Annotated in this window: 12 protein-coding genes and 1 pseudogene; 11 read left to right on the forward strand and 2 right to left on the reverse strand. The window is 64.2% G+C overall.

Features of this window, described 5'->3' with window-relative positions; all coding sequences use genetic code 11:
* Positions 1-92 precede the first annotated feature (92 nt).
* The 6 genes from meaB (at position 93) to RIC54_RS08310 (ending at position 6,101) form a co-directional block, all read left to right on the forward strand.
* Positions 93-1,112 carry a methylmalonyl Co-A mutase-associated GTPase MeaB gene (gene meaB / locus RIC54_RS08285; RefSeq protein WP_350086676.1) on the forward strand — a complete coding sequence of 340 codons (1,020 nt, stop codon included), beginning with the start codon at positions 93-95 and terminating at the stop codon, positions 1,110-1,112.
* Between the two features lie 114 nt (positions 1,113-1,226).
* Complete coding sequence (locus RIC54_RS08290; RefSeq protein WP_350086679.1) at positions 1,227-2,363, forward strand: DSD1 family PLP-dependent enzyme; 1,137 nt, start codon at positions 1,227-1,229, stop codon at positions 2,361-2,363.
* A 168-nt stretch (positions 2,364-2,531) separates the two neighbouring features.
* Positions 2,532-3,281 carry a methyltransferase gene (locus RIC54_RS08295; protein WP_350086682.1) on the forward strand — a complete coding sequence of 250 codons (750 nt, stop codon included), beginning with the start codon at positions 2,532-2,534 and terminating at the stop codon, positions 3,279-3,281.
* A 55-nt stretch (positions 3,282-3,336) separates the two neighbouring features.
* Positions 3,337-5,067 (forward strand): DUF1698 domain-containing protein, encoded by a 1,731-nt coding sequence (locus tag RIC54_RS08300; protein WP_350086685.1) that lies wholly within the window; start codon positions 3,337-3,339, stop codon positions 5,065-5,067.
* Positions 5,068-5,196: 129 nt separating this feature from the next.
* The gene (locus RIC54_RS08305; RefSeq protein ID WP_350086688.1) at positions 5,197-5,649 is read left to right on the forward strand and encodes a SufE family protein; all 453 of its coding nucleotides are present in this window, start codon (positions 5,197-5,199) and stop codon (positions 5,647-5,649) included.
* Positions 5,650-5,666: 17 nt separating this feature from the next.
* On the forward strand, positions 5,667-6,101 hold the full coding sequence (locus RIC54_RS08310) for an iron-sulfur cluster assembly scaffold protein (RefSeq protein WP_350086691.1): 435 nt from the start codon (positions 5,667-5,669) through the stop codon (positions 6,099-6,101).
* A gap of 4 nt (positions 6,102-6,105) precedes the next feature.
* Here the strand turns inward: RIC54_RS08310 and RIC54_RS08315 are convergent, their stop codons facing one another.
* A complete protein-coding gene (locus RIC54_RS08315; RefSeq protein WP_502989655.1) occupies positions 6,106-7,902 on the reverse strand; it encodes a M3 family oligoendopeptidase in 1,797 nt (598 codons plus the stop codon).
* Positions 7,903-8,041: 139 nt separating this feature from the next.
* Between RIC54_RS08315 and RIC54_RS08320 the strand changes: the two genes are divergently transcribed.
* The 3 genes from RIC54_RS08320 (at position 8,042) to RIC54_RS08330 (ending at position 11,496) form a co-directional block, all read left to right on the forward strand.
* Entirely contained in the window at positions 8,042-9,835 is a 1,794-nt protein-coding gene (locus tag RIC54_RS08320; RefSeq protein WP_350086697.1) for an AMP-dependent synthetase/ligase, read from the forward strand.
* 128 nt (positions 9,836-9,963) lie between these two features.
* The gene (locus tag RIC54_RS08325; RefSeq protein WP_350086700.1) at positions 9,964-10,836 is read left to right on the forward strand and encodes a DUF4238 domain-containing protein; all 873 of its coding nucleotides are present in this window, start codon (positions 9,964-9,966) and stop codon (positions 10,834-10,836) included.
* Between the two features lie 54 nt (positions 10,837-10,890).
* The gene (locus RIC54_RS08330) at positions 10,891-11,496 is read left to right on the forward strand and encodes a carboxymuconolactone decarboxylase family protein (RefSeq protein ID WP_350086703.1); all 606 of its coding nucleotides are present in this window, start codon (positions 10,891-10,893) and stop codon (positions 11,494-11,496) included.
* 34 nt (positions 11,497-11,530) lie between these two features.
* Here the strand turns inward: RIC54_RS08330 and hisC are convergent, their stop codons facing one another.
* Positions 11,531-12,649, reverse strand: a complete 1,119-nt coding sequence (hisC, locus tag RIC54_RS08335) for a histidinol-phosphate transaminase (protein WP_350086706.1) — start codon at positions 12,647-12,649, stop codon at positions 11,531-11,533.
* 179 nt (positions 12,650-12,828) lie between these two features.
* Between hisC and RIC54_RS08340 the strand changes: the two genes are divergently transcribed.
* Positions 12,829-13,449, forward strand: coding sequence for a hypothetical protein (locus RIC54_RS08340; RefSeq protein ID WP_350086709.1), 621 nt, complete (start codon positions 12,829-12,831; stop codon positions 13,447-13,449).
* A 161-nt stretch (positions 13,450-13,610) separates the two neighbouring features.
* A pseudogene (locus RIC54_RS08345) lies at positions 13,611-15,146 on the forward strand (methyl-accepting chemotaxis protein); the annotation flags it as partial.
* Between the last annotated feature and the right edge of the window lie 21 nt (positions 15,147-15,167).

Here is a 15,167-nt window from a genome sequence, read left to right on the forward strand (position 1 = left end):
GATGACATCGAAAGTTTGGTGTATTCCCACCCTCATCGTCATCCCGGACGGCCGCTAGGCCGAGCCGGCACCCACGAAGCGACGGGCCTGCAGTGACAACCCAACAATCCTCTCGCCGGACGCTCTCCGTCGACGACTACGTGGCGGGCGTGCGCTCCGGTGACCGCGCCACCGTCGCCCGCGCCATCACCCTGGTGGAGAGCCGCAAGGCCGAGCACCGCGCGCTGGCCCAGGACATGCTGGTCCGGCTCTTGCCGTACGCCGGGGCGGCCCACCGGATCGGCATAACCGGGGTGCCCGGGGTCGGCAAGTCGACCTTCATCGAGGCGCTCGGCAGCCACCTGACCCGACAGGGCCACAAGGTGGCGGTGCTGGCGGTCGACCCGACCAGCGGGCGCAGCGGCGGCTCGATCCTGGGCGACAAGACCCGGATGACCGCGCTCGGCCAGGATCCCGGCGCTTTCATCCGGCCGTCGCCTTCGGCCGGCACCTTGGGCGGGGTGGCGCGGGCGACCCGCGAGAGCATGGTGGTGGTCGAAGCCGCCGGATACGACGTGGTGCTGGTCGAGACCGTCGGTGTCGGACAGTCGGAGGTGACAGTCGCCGAGATGGTCGACCTGTTCCTGGTGCTGATGCTGCCCGGCGCCGGCGACGAGCTGCAGGGCATCAAGAAGGGCATCCTGGAGATCGCCGACCTGCTGGTGGTCAACAAGGCCGACGGAGACAACAAGCCCCGCGCCATGAAGGCGATGCGCGAGTACAAGACCGCGCTGCACATCCTGCAGCCGCCCGACCCGAACTGGACGCCGAAGGTCCTGACCTGCTCGGCCCTGGCGCAGGAGGGCATTGGTGATGTCTGGAAGTCCGTGCAGGAGCACCGTCAGGCCTTGTCGCTGGCCAAAGCGGGTGACACCGACGCCTTCCAGGCCAAGCGCGCCGGCCAGCAGGTGCGGTGGATGTGGGCCATGGTGCGCGACCGGCTGATGACGGCGCTGGAGGCATCGCCCAGCGTGATGGCGCAGGCCGGCGCCCTGGAAGCCGCGGTTGCGACCGGCGAGACCACGCCGGCGCTGGCCGCCGAGCGGCTGCTCGAGGCGTTCGGGGTGGAGTGACAACCGCATTCTGCGGGAGACCCCTGTTTCCATCCAAAGGCTGTATCGGCGCTGTCCAACTTTCCCGATTGGACGTTATGCTCGCCGTTCAGTCCCGCCCCGAGGAGCCCCGCCATGACCACCCCGCCTCCCGCCCGCGTTGGCGATCCGACCGATGCGATCGACACGCCGGCCCTGGTCATCGACCTCGACGCATTCGAGCGCAATCTCGACCGGATGGCGGCGTTCTCGCACGACACCGGGATCCGGGTCCGGCCGCACGCCAAGACCCACAAGTCGCCGGCGGTCGCGCGCCAGCAGATGCAGCGCGGGGCGGTCGGCCAGTGCTGCCAGAAGGTCGGCGAAGCCGAGGTCTTGGTGCACGGCGGAATCAACAACGTGCTGGTGTCCAACCAGATCGTCGGAGCCCACAAGGTGGCGCGGCTTGCGGCGCTGGCCAGGCGTGCCTGGGTGGGGGTTTGCGCCGACGACCCGATCCAGGTGAAGGCCTATGGCGAGGCGGCCCGCCGCGCCCAGGTCGAGCTCCACGTGCTGGTCGAGATCGACGTCGGGGCCGCGCGCTGCGGGGTGGTGCCGGGGGCGCCCGCGGTCGAACTCGCCAAGTACATCGCCGACACGCCGGGCCTCGTGTTCGAGGGGCTGCAAGCCTATCACGGCTCGGCCCAGCACATCCGCGGCCACCGTGAGCGGCGGGCGGCGATCATCACGGCTGCGCAGGCGGTGCAGACCACCTCGGAGAAGCTGGGTGCTGCCGGACTGGACTGCCGCACCATCGGCGGGGCCGGCACCGGCAGTTTCCGGTTTGAGACCGAGACCGGGCTGTGGAACGAACTGCAGCCCGGGTCCTACTGCTTCCTGGACGCCGACTACGCCCGCAACCTCGACGATTCCGGCGTGGAGCGCACCGAGTTCGAGCATGCGCTGTTCGTCGCCTCGACGGTGATGAGCGCCAGCGCGCCGGGTCGCGCAGTCGTTGACGCCGGCCACAAGGCTTCGGCCATCGATTCAGGACTACCGACCCTGTGGAAGCGGCCGGATGCCAGCTACATCGGGGCTGCGGACGAGCACGGCAAGCTGTCGCTCGGCGCTGGTGCGGCGAAGCTCAGCCTCGGCGACCGGGTGTGGCTGGTGCCGGGTCACGTGGACCCCACCGTGAACCTGCACGACTGGTATGTCGGGGTGCGTGGCGGGCTGGAGAACGGGGTCGTGGAATGCCTCTGGCCGGTCGCGGCACGCGGAGCGGGGGCGTGAGGCCGATTGCCATCTCTGTACAGTCCGGGTGGCAACGTACGCTTCGCGGTAGATGAACCAATGTTTTGTCTTGGAGATCTCTAGGGTCTGAGCGTACGTATTGGTTGCATCCCGACCTGACAGACGGATCAGCTTATTCGTCCACCGAACCCAGGGATCCAAGGCAACATGTCGTCTGCTGACCCGAACGTGGAATCTGAAAACCATCCCGAGGCGGGGGATTCAATTCGAGCCAACCGTGGCCATTGGTCATTTGGTGGAGACGTGCCGAAGCGTTTCGTGGAGCATATACGGCGTTCGGTCCCCATGTATGATGAAGGACATGCACTGGTCTGTCAGTTGAGTGATTTCTTCCTGCGTTCCGACAGTCTTTGCTACGAAATTGGAACTTCGACAGGAGAGTTGATGGCTCGCCTCGTCGATCACAACCGGCACAAGACCGGCGTTCGTTTTGTCGGCCTGGATAACGAACCAGCGATGATAGAGGCGGCCAAAGCTCGACAGCGACCTGAAGATCCTGTCAACTTTGAATTGACGGACATTGTATTTAAGGAGCTGGACCCCTGCGATCTTATCGTAGGCTATTACACTATTCAGTTCATAGCCCCAAAATTTCGGCAAGCTCTACTGAATAAACTATACGAATCGCTGGAATGGGGCGGAGCCTTGATCTTGTTTGAGAAAGTACGTGGTCCTGACGCACGTTTTCATGATATCAACACGCAGCTCTATACATCGTTCAAGCGAAGTAATGGGTTCACGGGCGAGGAAATATTGAATAAATCAGAATCATTAAAGGGTATTCTTGAGCCATTCTCGACTGAAGGAAACCTTGAACTTTTTCGAAGGGCGGGTTTTCGTGACATACAGACGGTGTTCAAGTATGTGTGTTTCGAGGGGTTTCTGTGTATAAAATAGAGGATTATTATAATTATAGTGATGATTATTATTATTCTATAGATTCGAGATAAATATGAAAGCAGCAATAATATCGTTGGCGGAGGTTCATTCGCGCGCGCAGAAGGATGTGCTGTCTGGTCAACTAGACCGTGCCCGTGCACTGCTCTATTCCACCCTTCGCGTTTGTCCGCAAGACATTCCAACGAAGGTCCTTCTGGCGCAGATTGAACTCGCAGTTGGACGCGCGGAGAGCTGCCTGAAGCTTCTCGAGTCGTTTCCGGTTAAAAAAAGCCCGCAGGCCGGGCTGCATGCCTTGTACGGCGAAGCACTACTGCATCGTAACCGGATGTCAGAAGCATTTGTGTCATTCCGCCGAGCGTTGTGCCTTGCTCCATCGCGTCAGGCAACGTGGCAAACGATGATGCGCGATCTAGAGCCACTGGTTCCTCACGCGGCTCGGCGTCAGATGGGACGATCGGCCGCATATGTCATTCCGTTTAGCGCTCTGGCGATGGCTCGGCGATCCGGCTTCGCTCTAAGCGTCCACGATCTCGAAATGGCGCAGCGCCTTAGCCGAATGGCCTGTGTTGCGGGGCCGTCGGAGGTTGCCGCCGCTCGCGCGTTTGTTGCGACAGAACATGCGATCGAGTTCCCTTCCGGTACCGCGAAGTGGGGGCTGCGTTCGCGGATTTTGGTGCCGGACGGGTTCTACTTGTCGTACGAAATTGCTCAGCGCCTGATGACAGACGGCCGGTCCGCTGACGCGCGCGCCCTGCTTTGCCGGTCGAGGCTGGCCACTTTACCCATTGCGGCAGCCCGGTTTGCTGCTGAATCCCGTGTGCGCCGTTCCGGACGCGAACTTGGTAATGCAACCCGAGCTGGTCGGCGAGGTTCAATCGTCGATCCTTCAGATCCGATTAGCTTGATCGAGTTGTCTGAGGCTCACGTTGTCGCCGACGAATACAGGTCGGCCTTGCGGACGACTCGGTGGATTGAGTGTTTCGGCGGCGATTCCAGCTATCCCTATGTGAGGCGTTGGGCAAGAGATCGACGCTCGCAGAACTTTGGAGCGATTCTGTACTATCGACGCGTCGTTAAATCGTTGTCGCTTGATCGTCCGAGAGATCGGTTGATCGCGGCCGGATTGCTTTGTGATGGTGTCGGATACCGGCACAGATTAACGGTGACGCCTGAAGTGTCCACGTTCGACCTCGCGCCACCGCTTGTCAACTCGCCGGTGGGGCATCCGCGGTTCAACGATCGCCTTGGGGACCTGATTTTCGAAAGACTGGGGCCTCTTGCCGGCGAGCAGGTTGCGGATATCGGCGGTGCGGACGGGTACTTTGCGTTCCGAGCTGCTGAGAATGGTGCGCGCTCCGTCATCCTTGATCCCAGTCCGTTGTTTCTGGAACGAGCGCGGCTTTTTCGAACACTTTTGAACCTTGAGGACAGGGTTCGTATCGTGCCCGGAGTTCTTGATGGCGCCCATGCTGATGTCGTCGAGCCATGCTCAATCTGGCTCATGCTCGGGTTGATCTATCACCTTGGGAATGTGATTGAGGGGCTTCGCCTAGCCACTGCGAGGCCTCGGATTCTGGTGATTGAATATGCGGGAACTGATGACAACTGGTCGGACGATGACGCGCGGCTTCACAAGGACAACCAGCCGGTTTCCCGGCCGTGGCTCGCCGGCTTTCTCGACCGGGCGGGCTATACGATCGAGCAAGTACCCGAATGGGCTGAGTTCGTAGCAGATCAACCAAGAGCAGCGAATCGCCGTCTACTGATCGCACGGCCAAGCTGAGATACAAGTGATTGCGAGATCTGGGTCCGGGAGCGTCAGCAATACGCACCAACAGCCCGTGTACCGTGAACGGCGCGTTGACTCCCGCGACAGTCCGCGCCACCTGAGGGGCAGGAGGATTGCTGACGTATGAACGCTGGAACCATGACCGCTGCCGCATCGTCGATCGCCCAGGAGCAGGACGACCTGATCGGGGAATTCGGATTCTTCGACGACTGGATGGAGCGCTACCAGTACCTGATCGACCTTGGCCGCAAGCTTCCCGAGTTTCCCGAGGAGTACCGGCGCGACGAGTTCAAGCTGAAGGGCTGCCAGTCGCAGGTCTGGCTGGTCGGGGAGAAGCGCGACGGCCGGCTGGTGTTCCACGCGATCAGCGACGCCGCGATCGTATCGGGCATCATCGCGGTGCTGCTGCGGGTCTACTCGAACCGGACGCCGGCCGAGATCGTGGCGACCGAGCCGAGTTTCATCGCCGAGATCGGGCTCGACGCCCATCTGTCGCCGACCCGCAAGAACGGCCTGGGCGCCATGCTCACGGCGATCAAGGGCCGGGCCCAGGCCGAGCTCGACGCGGCGGCTTGAGGGGGGGAACGGCGGCGGTGACAGCCCTCGACGCCGTGTACCAGGACCGCCTGCTGGATCTGGCAGCGACCATTGCCCGCGACGGCCATGTGGTGCCCGTGCCGACGGCCACCGGCTCGGCCCACAGCCGGGCCTGCGGGTCGCGCATCAAGGTGCAGGTCGCGTTGGACGGTGAGCGGATCATCGACTACGGACAGCAGGTCGACGCCTGCGCGCTCGGCAGCGCTGCGGCGTCGGTGGTCGGCGCCGCCGTGGTGGGCCTTTCGGTCGCCGAGGTCCGCCGCGCGGCGGCCGAGATGGAAGCGATGCTGACCAGGGGTGGCCCGCCGCCCGGCGGGGCGTTTGCCGACCTGGCGGCGCTGGAACCGGCGCGGTCCTTCACCAACCGGCACGGCTCCATGCAGCTTGCCTTCCGGGCGCTGGAGAAGGCGTTCCGGAGCGTCGGTCTCTGAGGCCTCAGGCCTTCGTCGCGGCTTCCAACTCGTCGATCAGCGTTTCGATCAGCCCCAGGCCCTTGTCCCAGAACGCCGGGTCCGAGGCGTCGAGCCCGAATGGCGCCAGCAGGTCCTTGTGCCGCTTGGTGCCGCCGGCCTCCAGCATCTCCAGGTACTTATCGGCGAAGCCGGTTTCGGCGTCCTGGAACACCGCGTACAGCGAGTTCACCAGGCAGTCGCCGAAGGCGTAGGCGTAGACATAAAACGGCGAATGCACGAAGTGCGGTATGTACGACCAGAACGACTTGTAGCCGTCGTCGAAGCGGATTGCCGGACCCAGGCTCTCGGTCTGCACGTCCATCCAGATCTCGCCGAGCCGGTCGGGCGTAAGCTCCCCGGAGCGACGCTCATCGTGCACCCGGGTCTCGAAGGTGTGGAACGCGATCTGCCGGACCACGGTGTTCAGCATGTCCTCGACCTTGGAGGCCAGCATCACCCGGCGCCCCGCCGGGTCGGTGCGGGCTTTCAGCAGGGCCTGGAAGGTCAGCATCTCGCCGAACACGCTGGCGGTTTCAGCCAGGGTCAGCGGGGTGTCGCACATCAACTGGCCGTGGCGCCCGGCCAGCACCTGGTGCACGCCGTGCCCCAGTTCGTGGGCCAGGGTCATCACGTCGCGCGTCTTTCCCTGGTAGTTGAGCAGCAGGTAGGGGTGTGCGCTCGGCACCGTCGGGTGGGCGAACGCCCCGGACGCCTTGCCGGGCCGTGTCGGCGCGTCGATCCAGGCGTTGTCGAAGAACTTCTGTCCGACCTCGGCCAACTTCGGCGAGAAGCCGGCGTAGGCCTTCAGGACCGTATCGCGCGCCTCGGTCCACGGGATCTGGGCATCATCGTCTTCCGGCAGCGGGGCGTTGCGGTCCCAGTAGTCGAGCTGGTCGACCCCGAACCACTTGGCCTTCAGCGCGTAGTAGCGGTGCGACAGCTTGCTGTATCGGCCACGCACGGCCGTCACCAGCGCCTCTACCACGTCGTCCTCGACCTGGTTGGCGATGTTGCGGCTGGAGATCGGCTTGGCGTAGCGCCGCCACTTGTCCTCGATCTGCTTGTCCTTGGCGAGCGTGTTGGTCACCAGGGCGAACAGTCCGACATTCTTGCCCAGCACCTCGGCCAGACTGTGCGCCGCCTTGCGCCGCATCGTGCCATCGCGGTGGCTCAGGCGGTCCAGCACCTGGGCGGTCGTCAGTTCCTCGCCGTCCAGCGTGAAGCGCAACCGTGCCATGGTCTCGTCGAACAGCCGGGTCCAGGCCGCGCGGCCGGCGACGTACTTCTCGTGCAGCAGCTTCTCGAGCTCATCCGACAGCTGGTGCGCGCGGTACGCCCGGGTATCGCGCAGCCAGGGCTGAAAGTGCGCCAGCTCCGGCGCCTTCAGCTTATCGGCAAGGTCGGCTTCCTCGATCCGGTTGATCTCGAGCCCGAAGAACAGCAACTCGGTGGAGATCGCGTTCACCCGCTCCTGCATCGACTGATAGAAGCGGCCGACCTGCGGGTCCGACATGTTGCCGGCATACATCAGGTTCGCAAACGACATCACCCGGCCGAGGATCTCGTCCATCTTCTCGTAGGCAGTGATCGCCCGGCCGAGATCGGTGCCCGACAGCCCTGCCACATGGCCGGCGTGCTTCTCGCGAAACGCCTTCGCGTCGGCCTCGCAGCGTTCCAGGTCGCGCGCCAGTTCAGGAGAGTCCGGGCCCGGATACAGGTCGGCGAGGTCCCATTGCGGCAGCGATCCAAGGTCGGTGGCGGTGTCGGCCATGCGGTGCATCCTGGTCGGTGATCGGTGCGGGGTGTCCGGTTGGTGTGGAAACCGCGCCCAAGGCAGCGATATAACCATGGCACACCGGCGCGCCAAGCGCTCGGCCTACAATTAAGCGTCCCCCGGTCGGGCGCGCCAGGGAGGCTCCATGGACTATGCGGCGGTTCCCAATCTGCCGACGATGTTCTTCGATCAGGCGAGACGGCTTGGAAGCCGGCCGTTCCTGTGGGCCAAGCGCGACAAGGTCTACCGATCGCAGAGCTACGCCGAAGTCGACGGCATCGTGCGCCGGCTGGCCAAGGGGCTGGTCGAACTCGGCATCAAGCCCGGCGACCGGGTGGTGATCGTCTCCGAGAATCGGCCGGAATGGGTGATCGCCGATCTGGCGGCGATGGCGATCGGCGCCATCACGGTGCCGGCCTACGTGACCAACACGGTCGATGACCACCTGTACATTCTCGACCACTCCGGCGCGGTTGCCGCGATCGTGTCGACCGGCAAGCTGGCCCGCCAGGTGATCCCGGCGGCCCGCAGTTCGGAAGTCTGCAACACCGTCGTCACCATGGAACCGCCAAGCGACCCGCACGCCGCCGAACTCGACCTCTACGGCTGGGACGCCGTGCTGGAGATGGGCGACCGGGCCGAGCACGACGTCGAGGCGTTGGCCCGAGGCATCGGGCGGGATGACACCGCCTGTTTCATCTATACCTCCGGCACCGGCGGGCGGCCGAAGGGCGTGATGCTGTCGCACCGTTCGATCCTGGCGAACTGCGATGGCGCCCATGCGCTGCTGGAGACCATCGGCCTCGGCGATGAGGTGTTCCTGTCGCTGCTGCCGCTGTCGCACTCCTACGAGCACACCGCCGGCCTGTTCTTCCCGATCTCGATCGGCGCGCAGATCTACTACGCCGAGGGCCCCGACCAGTTGGCCGCCAACCTGCAGGAGGTGCGACCGACGATCATGACGGCGGTGCCCCGGCTGTACGAGGTGCTGCACGACCGCATCCTGCGCGGCGTCGACCGCCAGGGCGGGCGCAAGGCAAAGCTGTTCCACGATGCGGTGCGGCTCGGCTGCAAGCGCTACGACGATCCGTCGAGCCTGACCCTGGGCGAGCGGCTGTACGACGGGCTGCTGTCAGTGCTGGTCCGGCGCAAGGTAGGGACCCGCTTCGGCGGCCGGCTGAAGGCGTTCGTATCGGGCGGCGCGGCGCTGAACCCGGATATCGGGCGGTTCTTCCTGGCGCTCAAGGTCAGCCTGCTGCAGGGCTATGGCCAGACCGAGGCGTCGCCGGTGGTCTCGGCCAATCCGCCGGGCGCGATCCAGATCCACACGGTCGGCCCACCGCTGCGCGGCGTCGAGGTGAGGATCGCCGAGGACGGCGAGATCCTGGTGCGCGGCGACCTGTTGATGAAGGGCTACTGGCGCGATCCGGAAACCACGGCGGCGACCATCGTCGACGGCTGGCTTCACACCGGCGACATCGGGGTCATCCACCCGGACGGCTACCTGCAGATCACCGATCGCAAGAAGGACATCATCGTCAACTCCGGCGGCGACAACATCTCGCCGGCGCGGCTGGAGAGCAAGCTGACCCTGGAATCAGAGATCCTCCAGGCGATGGTGTACGGCGACAAGCGCCCGTATCTGGTGGCCGTGGTGGTCCCGGAGGCGTCGTTCGTCGAGGAATGGGCGTCGCAGAACGGCCGCTCGGCCAACCTGGAGACGCTGTGCGACGACGATGCGTTCCGCAAGGCGCTGGGGCAGGTCGTCGAACGGGTCAACGGCCAGCTCGCCCAGATCGAGAAGGTCCGGCGCTTCATCGTGGCCCGCGAACCGTTCACCACCGACAACGGCATGATGACGCCGACCCTGAAAATCCGCCGCCACAAGATCCGCGAGACCTATTGGGAGAAGCTCGACGGGCTGTACGGACGGGGATAGGGCGCAGGCGTTGAACCGGCCGGCCGCCTGAAGACCCTCTACCACCGGGCCGCCGGGCCGAACGGCAACGTCGACAAGGCATCATCGCCGGTCGCCATACTTAGGACGAGCAGCGGGGAAGCAACTTCGTGTCAGATCCGGTCAACCACCACTGGCTTCCACAGTTTCTGATGCGCCCGTGGTGCGACGAGAAGGGGCTGGTGACGAGCTTCTACCGGCCGCATACCAAGGTGGTGGCGAACCGACGAAGCCCATCAGCACTGGGCTCGGAGGATCATCTCTACACCGTGGTCTCCGCCGCAAACCCCGACCCCTACTACTTCGAGAAGGAGGTGATGACGAGGGCGAGCGATACCCCCGGAGCTGTGATGCGGGACCGCCTCCTGAGCGGGGACATACCTCTACCGGGCAGCTTGGCGCGGATGGAGTTCGTGCGATTCATGTTGTTCTTGTTCCTGCGGCGGCCCGACGTCATCAAGACGCAGAAAGCTGCCAGCGAGGACCAGATCTATGGCAAAGCCAGGAAGCTTGAGGAGGCGCTCAAGGATCTTGATCCGACCTACTACGAAAGGCATTTCGCCGAAAAAGTAGAGGCTACCAAAGGGACCGGCGAGTACATCGCGCTGCACGCGGCGCTGTCGGTCGTTGTGAAGCACGAGTTCGTGCCGATCATTGCTGCTCGGGAATGGCGTGTCCTCGATTTCTCAGGATCGCCACTCGATCTGATCATGGGCGATGGACCAGTGCAGATCTATACGCGGGGCGATCAGTTCGACCGGCTCGAAATGCCGCTGTCGCCTCGCCACCTTCTTATGGTCGGGAGCAATGAATTCTTCGCCCGGGATGTCACGATTCGTGAGACGTATCGGAAGAACCTAGCGGAGCGGTCCAATCGCACTCAGCTGAAACGGTCGCGGGTATTTGCAGTAGCGACCGGCCTTGGACCAGACGACTGTCACCGCAAGATGGCGGAGGCAGCTATGCCCAAGCGGAGGGCATGACGACTTTTACCGACCCGCCCTCAGTTTGACATGGGCTTAGATGGAGACCCCCGCATGACCTGGATCAAGACCATCCCGTTCGAGGAAGCCACCGGGCGCCTCAAGACCCTCTACGACCGCGTCGTCGGGCCGAACGGCAACGTCGACAACATCATGATGGCGCATTCGCTGCGGCCGCATTCGATGGAGGGTCACATGACCCTCTATAAATACGTGCTGCACCATTCCGGAAACCGGGTGCCCAAGCATTTCCTGGAGGCGCTCGGCGTGCTGGTCAGCCATCTGAACGGCTGCTCGTACTGCGTTGAGCATCATTTCCAGGGGCTGCGGCGGCTGCTGGGCGACGACGACCGCTCAAACGCCATCCGAGCCGCCTTCGAGGCGGGCGATCCGGCAGCGGCGTTCGACGCCAGGCACCAGGCCGCCGTGCGCTATGCCGAGCGGCTGACCCGCGATCCGTCCGGCATGACATCGGACACCGTCGAGGCGATGCGGGCCGCCGGCTGGGACGACGGCGAGATCCTGGAGATCAATCAGGTCGTCGCCTACTTCGCCTACGCCAACCGCACCGTGCTCGGCCTGGGGGTCAACACCGACGGCGACGTTCTGGGGCTGTCGCCGGGCGCGAACGACGACCCCGACAACTGGAACCACGCCTGAACTGGAACCACGCCTGAGTGGTCGTAGCCGGCCGCTACGCCGCCAGAACTTCCGCCAACGCGGCGAGCAGGGCGTCGGTGTCCTCGGCGGTGCCGGTGGTGATCCGGATGTAGCCGTCGAAGCCCGGCGCCATCAGCCGGCTGATCATGATGCCCCTGGCCTCCAGTTCGGCGCACACCGTGGTGGGCGGCTTGGGGGTCTTGGCGGAGATGAAGTTGCCGACGCTCGGGAACGGCTCGCAGCCCAGCCGGGTGATTCCGGCGATGATGCGCTCGCGTTCGATCCGGGTGCGTTCCAGGATCGAACGGGTGTGCGCCTCATCCTGCAGGGCGGCCAGCGCACCGGCCTGGGCCACCGTGCTGACGTTGAACACGCTGCGGATCTTCTGGAACGCCTCGGCGACCGCATCTGACCCGCACAGCGCGTAGCCGATCCGCATGCCGGCCATCCCGTAGGCCTTGGAGAAGGTGCGGAACGCCGCCCACGGCACGGCCACGTCGGCCAGCGCCGCCAGGTGCTCTTCCCCGCCGGCGTGCCGGCCGTGTTCGTAGTAGGCCTCGTCGATCACCAGCATGGTGGTGGTCGGCAGGCCGCGGGCGAACCGGACCACCTCCTCGGTGGTCAGCATGCCGCCGGTCGGGTTGTTGGGCGTGGCCAGGAACACCAGACGGGTCCGCGCAGTGACCGCTTCCAGCATGCCGTCGATGTCGGGCGAGCCATCCTGGCGCACCGGCACCGGGACCAGCTTGGCGCCATTGACCGCCGCGCACTTCGAATAGCCGGGGAAAGACGGAGTGGGCACCACGACCTCGTCGCCTTCCGACAGCGCCAGCCGGCCGATCTGCACGATCAACTCGTCGGAGCCGTGGCCCACGATGATGCGGTTTGCCGCGATGCCGGTCCGTGCCGACAGTGCGGCGGTCAGGTCGCGCCATTGCGGATCCGGATAGTAGTTCACCCGGGTCACCGCCTCCTGCATCGCCGCCACCGCTTTCGGTGACGGCGGGAACGGCGACTCGTTCAGGTTCATCCGGCGGATCTTGGCGGGATCAATGCCCGATTTGGAATCGCGCTGGGTCTGCGGCCAGCCCGGGGCCGGCAGGGCTTGGATCGGGGCTTTCGGGAAGGTCCGCGACGGGCTCGTGTCGGCCATACGCCAGTCTCCTGCGTTGAATACCGGCGGCAGACTAATGGGGAAATTCGCGACCGGTAAGAGGGAACGCGGTATCGCATCGCGTAGCGGCTGGCGGTTCATGCGGAGGGTGTGGTTAAGAGAATATTTATCCTTGCGGGTCAATAAGCATCAAGAATCCATGAATACCGGAGATCGAGATGCGTAATAATAAGTTGAATTCATTGATTTTTGTTTTGTTTATATCGGGTGTTTTGTTTTCATCCGGCGGTAGCTTCGCTCAAGCTCCGTCGAAAGACCTGGCTGGTGCAGAACTTCTGAACGCCATTCGGCAGTGGTCGTCGACACCCGTGGTTCGCCTGACTTTAGCTGAACTGAACACACGCCAAGCGAACCTCGATCAGGCCTCGATCGATGCGGTCGACAAGCAGTGGCGCGACGAACGCAAGAGCAATGACCAGCCACTGATCACGGCGGTGCTGTCGAGTCCGCTGTCGGGCTACCTGCTGCGCATTCAGGCAGGTTCGGCTGGACTGTTTACGGAGATCTTCGTGATGACTGCCAAAGGACTGAACGCCGGACAGAGCAGCGTGACGTCGGACTACTGGCAGGCCGACGAGGCGAAATTCCAGAAGACCTTCGACGTCGGGCCCGATGCCGTTTTCGTCGATGAGCCGGAGTTCCATGAGGGCACCGCGACCTGGCGGTGTCAGGTCAACCTGACGCTCACTGACGATGATGGCGCCAAGATCGGCGCGCTGACTGCCGAGGTGAATCTGACCGAACTCCAGCGCCGCGCCGCGGCGCGTGCCGGATCGTAAGGAGGAGGGGCATCATGACCTGGCTGAACAACCTTTCGATCTCCAAGCGGCTGTTTGCGGCGTTCGCCGTCATAATCGCCATCATCGTTGCCGGTGGCGTTTTCACATTCGTGGAAATCCGCATGCTGGAGAGTGACGCCAACCGCACGGTGGCGGTCGCTGAAACCAATCGGACGCTTAACGATCTCAGCGTCGCGATTGCGGATCAGGTGCTCTCGGTACGCGGCCTGCTGCTGTCGGGGGACCGCAGCAACATCGAGCGCTATCAGGAGGCCGGAGAACGCTTCAATCGAGCGGTACATGCCGCGGCCAAGCAGCTTGCAGGTACCGAGGGGGCGACCCGGGTCGAGGCGTTGAAGACGCGTGTCGCCAAGTGGCGTAGCGATTCGGCGGATCGGCAGATCGCGCTGATGCGCCAGCCCCTGACCGTCGACGAAGCCCGGGTGATCGAGGCCAACGGGGCGGGCACCGCGTTCCTTGCCGACACCGACGTTCAAATCCAGGCCCTTCTGCAACTTGGCGCCGCATCACTGGCCGACAGCGAGAATGCCATGGCGGCGGCTTTCCAGTTGACCATCGCTGTCGCGGCCGTCGGCGCGGTTGTTGCGACCGGCTTTGCGATGGCCGCCTGGCTGGCGCTTGGCCGCAGCATCGGCATGCCGGTCAGCGGCCTGACCAGTGTCATGGGGAAACTGACGGAAGGCGACCTGGATGCCGCGATTCCCGGAACCGAACGGAGGGATGAGTTGGGTCGAATGGCCCGGGCTGTCCAGGTCTTCAAGGAGGGTATCGTCGAGAACCGTCGGCTCACCGACGAGCAGCGTCAGGCAGCTGAGCAGAAGCTGGCCCGCGCCGACGAAGTCTCGGCGCTGATCGCCCGCTTCGACATCGACGCTTCGGGAATGCTGGAGAAGCTGGCTGAGCATGCAGGTCGCATGCGGGCGACTGCCCAGCAGATGAGCTCGATCGCAGAAGAGACCGAACGGCAATCGACGGCCGTCGCGTCCGCGGCGACCGAAGCCGGGGCCAACGTTCAGAATGTCGCCGCCGCGACCGAGGAACTGACCGCGTCGATCCAGGACATCAGCCGGCAGACCCAGAAAGCCAGTGCCGATGCTGCCCAGGCGGCGAAGTCGACCGAGCGGGCAAGCTCGGTGATGGCGGCCCTGTCGGCGTCGGCAGTGACCATCGGTGAAGTGGTCAAGCTGATCACCGACATCGCGGAGCAGACCAATCTGTTGGCGTTGAACGCTACCATTGAAGCGGCGCGGGCTGGGGATGCCGGCAAGGGATTTGCGGTGGTCGCGTCGGAGGTGAAGACTCTTGCAACCCAGACTGCCAAGGCGACGGAGGACATCAGCGCCCAGATCGCGGCAATCCAGAACGAGACGGAGCGCGCGGTTCGGGAGATCGACGATGTCGGCAGGATGGTTCATGGCGTGGAGGAGGTTTCCACAGCCATCGCGGCCGCCATGGAGCAGCAGACCGCGGCGACCCAGGACATTTCCCGGAACGTCAGCCATGCCGCTCACGGCACCGACACGGTGGTCACCAACATACAGGGGGTGAACGACGCCGCCGCCGAAGCTGGCCAGCAGGCCGATCAGGTGCTGACCGTCGCGAACGACATGGCGGAGGAGTCGGGCCGCATGCGCAGCTCGGTCGTGACCTTCCTGGAAGGCATCCAGCGCGCCTAACGATACGGACCGCTTTCCCAT

It is taken from the genome of Thalassobaculum sp. (assembly GCF_040219215.1).
Classification (GTDB): Bacteria; Pseudomonadota; Alphaproteobacteria; order Thalassobaculales; family Thalassobaculaceae; genus Thalassobaculum_A.